This window comes from Noviherbaspirillum denitrificans, assembly GCF_002211445.1.
Lineage (GTDB): Bacteria > Pseudomonadota > Gammaproteobacteria > Burkholderiales > Burkholderiaceae_D > Noviherbaspirillum > Noviherbaspirillum denitrificans.
Window position 1 is genome coordinate 915,713 of the sequence record NZ_LSTO01000001.1, and the last position, 6,992, is coordinate 922,704.

Below are 6,992 nucleotides of genomic sequence, written 5' to 3' on the forward strand. Positions count from 1 at the left end.
AACCTGGGCTTTCATTACCTGGCTGCTGCTGGCAGTCGCGCTGCATGTACGTGTGACCTTCAAGCCCACGCCGCGCCTGTCGTCCAGCATGGCCTTTGTAGTCTTCGCAATTGCCTTCCTGACATTCTTTGGCGTGCCTTTCCTGACTGACCGGCCACATCAAGGGACGTTTTAGCCTTGGCCTATTAATTGCACTCCGGAACAGGTTATGGATTCTGTATTACGTGACGACCAAACCGGCATCGGCCGGCTTGCCGCGGGCTGGCTGCTTCTGGCGCTGACCGCGCTCGCATTCTCGACCTTGTGCGCCGTGCTGCTGGTGGCCGCCCGCGCACCTTTGCCCGGCGCGTTCGCACCGCCTGCCGAACTGTTCAGCCGCGGACTGGTGCTGCATGTCACCTTTGCGGTGGTGGTGTGGTTCCTGTCCTGCGCGTCCGCAATCTGGGTCATGGCCGCAGGCGGCGCAGGGGGACGCTGGCGCTGGGCGGCGCTCGGCCTGTCGGCGACGGGGCTGGCCACCATGGTCCTGCCCCTGTTTTCTTCCGCGGCGCGTCCCTTGCTGGCCAACTATGTACCGGTGCTGGAGCACCCTGTCTTTCTTGCCGGCCTCGTGCTGTTCATCGGCGGAATCGTGCTGGGGGGCGCGGCATCCATGCCGGCTGCGTGGCGCGGCATGAAGGACGGCAAGCCCTGGCGTCTCGGCGCAGTACTGTCCATGGCTGTTGCCGCGGTGGCGTGCGCTTCGCTGCTGAATGCGCTCGCACAAACCGGGCTTCCTTCCGGCCACGCCGCCTTCGAAGCGCTGGCTTGGGCTCCCGGGCACCTGTTGCAGTTCGTGCATGTGCTGTTGATGATGAGCGTCTGGACCGTGCTGGGCGAGGATGTGCTGGGCGGCGAGATCGTGCCGCGTTCCTGGCTGCGTGCCTTGCTGTTGCTCGCCGCCGCGCCGGTGCTGGCGGCGCCGGTCATCCATTTCATCCATCCCGTCGGCAGTACCGAATTCCACCATGCGTTCACGCGACTGATGGCGTGGGGCGGGTGGCCGGCGGCGGCCGTCCTTGGCGTGCTCTTGCTGCGTCGCATGGCCGGGGCAGGGCGCAAGGTCCTGGCCGCGCCTCTTGGTCCCGCACTGTTGCTGTCGGTGCTGCTGTTCCTGCTTGGATGTGTGCTTGGCGCACTGATCCGCAGCGAATCCACCATGGTTCCCGCGCATTATCACGGTACGGTCGGCTCAGTCACGCTGGCCTACATGGCACTCGGTTACCGCCTCTTGCGCGGCTACGGCGCGGGCAGTGTGAAAGTGGAACGGCTGCAGACCGTCATGTACGGCAGCGGGTTGGCCGTCCTCGCGCTGGCGCTCGCCTGGTCGGGGTGGATCGGCGTGCCGCGCAAGACATTGCATGCCGATGCGGTGATGGAATTCCCGGCGTATTTCCTTGCCATGGGACTGGCCGGTGTTGGCGGCCTGCTGGCAATTGCCGGTGCGATTCTCTTCCTGGTCAATGTCGTGCGCGGACTGCGTGGCGCGCGCACGATGTCCGATCGTCCTGCACGCCGTGATGTCCGCGGCGCAGCCGTCCTCGTCACTGTCATGCTCACTCTGGCAACGGGCATGGTGATCGCCTTGTGGCCGAATGAAATGGGCACGGTCGTCACGCCTGCCGCCGCCGGCGGCATGAAGAATCCCGCCGAGCATGTGCAGCAGAAGCGCAAGGAAACAGTGGCGCGCGAGTTCTCGGAAGGCGTGCGCCTGCTTGCCGCAAAGGATTACCAGGCTGCGGCCAGCGCCTTGCACCGTGTGCTGGAGCTGGAGCCGAAGATGCCGGAAGCCCACGTCAACATGGGTTTCGCGATGATCGGCATGGAAAAGTACGACATCGCACGGGATTTCTTCGAAGCCGCAATCTCGCTGCGCACCGAACAGATGAATGCCTACTACGGCCTGGCGGTGGTGCTTGAACACCTCGGCGACCTGGAGGCGGCGCTTGGGGCGATGCGCACCTACGTCCATCGCAGCAATCCGGATGATCCCTTCGTTCGCAAGGCCTATGGAGCGATCTGGGAGTGGGAAACCGAACTGGCAAAGAAACGCCCGGGCACCCCGCAGACAGCCGCCATTCCCGAAAGCGGGAAGGGGGGTGTGCGCTATCCCATTCCCGAGAAAAAACTCAACTAGAACTTGTTCTGCCTCAAGTCGGCAGTCTCGTACGGGCACGCCGGCTACTCCTGCCCCTGTTTTTCCGCATGGAACCAAAATTGCTTGCCTAAATAATTGCAGCAATTTCAATATCGCCAGTCGTTGCCTGTCCTGAGGCACGCAAAAGCGAAGAACTGCGTGGCAGTGGTACGTGAAGGAGGAGTGAAGGTGCCGGTCACCGCTGGGCTAGTCGTGGAGGAAAAAGGGATCATGGATCCGGAAAGCTATGGCCGCAGCGGGCAAGTCTTCGGGCTGCCTGTGAAGCTGTACTGGGCGGGCTTTGTCGCCCTCGCTACGATCATGCTGATGATCGTGGAATACATGGAAACACCCGGACTTGTGCCTGGCATCCAGTTCGAAGACCTGTTCATCTTCAAGCTGCTCGGGTATGCCAACCTGCTGCTGATTGCGTCAACTATCCTGTATGTCGCCCACCTCTGGTTCACCTCGGAATCGGTCGGGCGCTGGGCCTCCGGGTTGGCGGGATTGGGCGCGGCAGCCTCCCTGTTCGCCCTTGCGTGGCGATGGATCGAAGTGTTCTGGCTGCATCGCCCCGGCCACTTCGCAATGAATACCCTTTATGAAATGGTGGCGCTGTTCAGCACGCTGACCGTTGTCATTTATCTTGTCATGGAACGCGTCTATCGTACTCGCTCGGCCGGCGCCTTCGTCATGATGATTGTCCTGGCCGCCATCATTTTCCAGATCTGGCTGGCCAGTCACGAGACGGCCATTCCCGGCAGCCACACCCGCATCCTGCGCGCCTACTGGATGTATGCGCATGTGCTCGGTTCGTTCTTCGGATACGGCGCCTTTGCGATCGCTGCCGCAATGGGCGCGGCCTACCTCATCTGCAGCCGGTCGCAGGGGCTGGGTGCGCTGGTGCGGACGACCGGCATCCGCCTGCCGGCAGCCCGCCGCATCGAACGCCTGATGCATCGTGCCGTCATGATGGGGTTCCCCGTGTTTGCGCTGGCGACCGCTCTCGGCGCCATCTGGGCATACGAGGCCTGGGGAAGGTACTGGGCCTGGGATCCGAAGGAAACCTGGGCGCTGCTGGTTTCCCTGATTTACGCAGGCTATTTCTTTTTCCATTACGTCAACGGCTGGAAAGGCCCCCGCATGGCATGGTGGAACATTGTGGGCTTCGCCACCACGGTATTTTGTTTCGTCGGCGTGCGGGTCCTCTGGCCCGGCGTGCATGAAACGGTGCCGATGGTGACGCAGGTCGACGGCAGTGCCACCTGGCTGGCCGCTATGATGTTCCTGGTAATGCCGTAAAAGGCGGGAATGGACGGGATTGCAAGGACATGAAGACCAAACGGAATTTTTCTTTTTCAACGAAACTCGCATGGCGCCGCATGGCCGCCGTCATCGTGCTGGCCGCGCTCGGCGCCTGCAGCAAGGCGCCGGTCAAGCCCGAACTCGCGGAGGGCAAACCGTTTCCTCCAATTGCCATGGCGAACGCCGGCAATGCGCTGGAAGACCCCGCGTTGCGCGGGAAGATGCTGATCCTGAATGTGTGGGCTACCTGGTGCCCGCCGTGCCGGCGCGAGATGCCCGGCCTGCAACGGCTGAGCAAGACGCTGGATCCCGCGCGTTTCGTGGTGCTTGGCCTGTCGACCGACCAGGATGAGCGGCTGGCGGCAGAATTCCTGATGCAGAACGGCATCACCTTTTTCAATTTCTTTGACGAGAACGCGCGCCTTTCCAAACAGTGGGAGCTGAAGGTCTATCCGGAAACCTTCCTGATCGGCCCGGACGGCACGCTGCTTCGCCGGATCCCCGGCCTGCGCGAATGGGACAGCCCGGAAATGCTGGCCGAACTGGAGTCGCTGTACCAGTCGAACTCCGGCAAAACCTCTGTCAAATAATCAATCGAACGGGCAGGTCAGTGAATTCGATACGGAAGTTCTTGAACGCAATCCGGGTTTTGGCACTCAAACAGTCCGTCCCCGGAGAAAATGCCGCGGGCGGAAAACCGCCCGGTTCCCTCGTCTTTTCCGTGAGGACGAAGGGCCTGGTCGTGTTCGGCGCGCTGATCGCATATGCCGTCATCATCGCGCTCTTCGTCTTCCACCAGAAGAACCAGTTGTTGCGGGACTTCGAGGAAATCCAGAAGTCGCTTGAGGTCGACAGCATGCTGAAGCAGGCCGATACCGCTGCCTTCCACGCCGTGATGGGCGTGTTTGCGAACGTCGACTCGTCCGATCGCCAGGCGGGCATGCAGCGCATCCAGATGCACTACCAGATTTTGCGCACCAAGCATGCGGAATTGCAGGAAGCCGTTCCCGCCTTCGATGTGCGCCTCGATGCCGCTGATGCCGCGCTGGAGGAGGCCTTCCGTGATGCGTCGCGCGAAAACATGAGCCAGCTGATCGTCGAGCTGATCAAGACCAAGAACGAGTTCACCAACCTGGCCGAGCAATCGCAGCAGGCCCGGTCGCGCATGTCGGAACGCTACCGCATGCAGACCGATTCGGTTGCCATGACCACCATGTTCCTCGGCATGATGGGGCTGGCGCTGCTGGGCACGATCATGGCCTTGTTTTTCAAGCAACTGACGGAGGATTTGCGCACGCTGCAGCAGCGCGCCATCGATATCGTCAACGGCTATCGCGGCGAACCCATTCCCATCCGCCGTCACGACGAGGTCGGCCAGCTGATGGAGGCGGTCAACAGTATGGCGACGGCGCTCGACAAGCGGGAAAAGGAGCTGATCGTCGAAAGGCAGAAGTACTTCCACCAGGAGAAGATGGCCGCCATCGGCGCGCTTGCGGCGGGCGTGGCGCACGAGATCGGCAACCCGATCGCGGCGATTTCCGGTATCGCGCAGGACATGCGGGAGCGCCGCGAGGCCGGACTCGGCTTCTGCGCGGAAGACTATTGCAAGGATTGCCGTCCGGACCTGATCCAGGCGCAGGCCCAACGCCTGGCCGCGATTACCCGCGAAATCCAGGAGTTCGCTTCTCCGCAGCCGGCCGAACCGCAACTGCTCGATCTCAACGCACAGTTGCGCAGCACCACCAGCCTGATCCGCTACGACAAGCGCCTGCGCGGCGTGGAACTGCGGCTCGACCTCGACCACAATTTGCCCGCGATCGATGGCGTGGCCGACCAGCTCACCCAAGTCATCATGAACCTGCTGATCAATGCAATGGACGCCCTCGAGTCTGTCAAGGACCGGCCGCCGACTGTTGTAATTTCCACACGCCAAGAGGGCGATCGGGTATGCATGGCCGTGGCCGACAACGGCAGCGGCATGGAAAAAGATGTCTTGGAGCGAGTCTTTGAGGCCTTCTTTACGACGAAACCTGCTGGCAAGGGTACCGGCTTGGGCTTATCCTTGTGCTACTCCATCATGAAGAACCATGGCGGAAGCATAGAAATCGAATCCACGCCTGGGGTAGGAACTCAGGTCAAAGCATATTTTCCGTTAAATGAAACCTAACGATACATCCATGAAATCCCTCGAGGTCCTGGTCGTCGACGACGAACCGGCGATCCGCCAGATCCTCGCCGCGCACCTGGGAAAGTCCGGCTGCAGCGTTTGCCAGGCCGCAAACGGGACGGAGGCGCTCGAACGCCTGGCGAAAGGGGACATCGACGTTGCGATCAGCGATATCAAGATGCCTGACTTCACCGGCATCGAGCTTGTGCGTCGGGCGCGCGCGGCGGGCATCGAGACGAGTTTCATCATGATGACGGCCTATGCGTCGGTCGATACCGCCATCGAGGCGATCAAGGCCGGCGCGTCCGACTACATGATCAAGCCCGTCCGCAATGAGGAAGTGCTGCACCGCCTGATGAAGGTCCGCGACCTGCGTCGTCTCAGTTCTGAGAATCGCGTGCTGCGCAACCTGGTCATGGGCTCCCGCGAAGACCATTTCGTCTTCGAGTCGGCGGCCATGAAACAGCTCGACCGCCTGATCGCAAAAGTCGCACCGACCGACAGCACGGTGCTGGTCACCGGCGAGAGCGGCACCGGTAAAGGTGTGATCGCCCGCCAGATCCACCAGCACAGCCAGCGCGCGGACGGGCCTTTCATTCCCGTCAACTGTGGCGCGATTCCTGAAAACCTGATGGAGAGCGAGCTGTTCGGCCACATCAAGGGCTCGTTCACCGGCGCCGACAAGGCGCGCAAGGGTCTGTTTCTCGAAGCAGACAAGGGCACCATCTTCCTCGATGAAATCGGCGAATTGCCGCTTGCGCTGCAGGTCAAGCTGCTGCACGTGATCGAGGAAAAGACCGTGCGCCCGGTCGGCGGCGAGCAAGCCAAGCGTGCCGACGTGCGCATCGTGGCCGCCACCAACCGCGACTTGTCGCAGATGGTCGCCGAAGGCCGGTTCCGGGAAGACCTTTACTTCCGCTTGTCCGTTTTCCATGTCCACGCGCCACCGGTGCGGGAACGCCGGCAGGATATCCCTGGGCTGGTGCGATTCTTGCTGCAGAAAGGATCGAGGCGTCTGGGCAACGTGGGAGGTATTTCCCTCGACCCGGACGTTGAAGACATCCTGAGTGCCTATGAATGGCCTGGAAACGTCCGGGAGATGGAAAACGTGGTTGATCGCGCATTGATTCTGGCCGACGAAGGCCGCATTAGCCGTGAGGACCTGCCGCCGCAGATCCTGCGCGCGGCGCCCGCCGGCAAGAACGGCGCTGCAGTGGCCGATTCCGGCGACAGCCTGCGCGAGCAGGTGCGCCGCTTCGAGGCCTCGGTCATCAACAAGGCCATCTCCGACGCCGGCGGCGACCGCCGTGCGGCCGCCCAGAAGCTGGGAATCGGCTTGTCCAG

At 62.1% G+C, this 6,992-nt stretch carries 5 protein-coding genes; all 5 read left to right on the plus strand.

The window, feature by feature from the left end; all coding sequences use genetic code 11:
* The first annotated feature begins 208 nt into the window (after nucleotides 1–208).
* Nucleotides 209–2,176 (plus strand): tetratricopeptide repeat protein, encoded by a 1,968-nt coding sequence (locus AYR66_RS04610; protein WP_088706544.1) that lies wholly within the window; start codon nucleotides 209–211, stop codon nucleotides 2,174–2,176.
* 159 nt (nucleotides 2,177–2,335) lie between these two features.
* The gene (gene ccsA / locus AYR66_RS04615; protein WP_141104021.1) at nucleotides 2,336–3,478 is read left to right on the plus strand and encodes a cytochrome c biogenesis protein CcsA; all 1,143 of its coding nucleotides are present in this window, start codon (nucleotides 2,336–2,338) and stop codon (nucleotides 3,476–3,478) included.
* A 29-nt stretch (nucleotides 3,479–3,507) separates the two neighbouring features.
* A complete protein-coding gene (locus tag AYR66_RS04620; RefSeq protein ID WP_088706546.1) occupies nucleotides 3,508–4,071 on the plus strand; it encodes a TlpA family protein disulfide reductase in 564 nt (187 codons plus the stop codon).
* 131 nt (nucleotides 4,072–4,202) lie between these two features.
* Entirely contained in the window at nucleotides 4,203–5,648 is a 1,446-nt protein-coding gene (locus tag AYR66_RS04625; protein WP_170942061.1) for a sensor histidine kinase, read from the plus strand.
* Between the two features lie 10 nt (nucleotides 5,649–5,658).
* Nucleotides 5,659–6,992: sigma-54-dependent transcriptional regulator (locus AYR66_RS04630; RefSeq protein WP_141104162.1), on the plus strand; the 1,334-nt coding region annotated here is incomplete at its 3' end.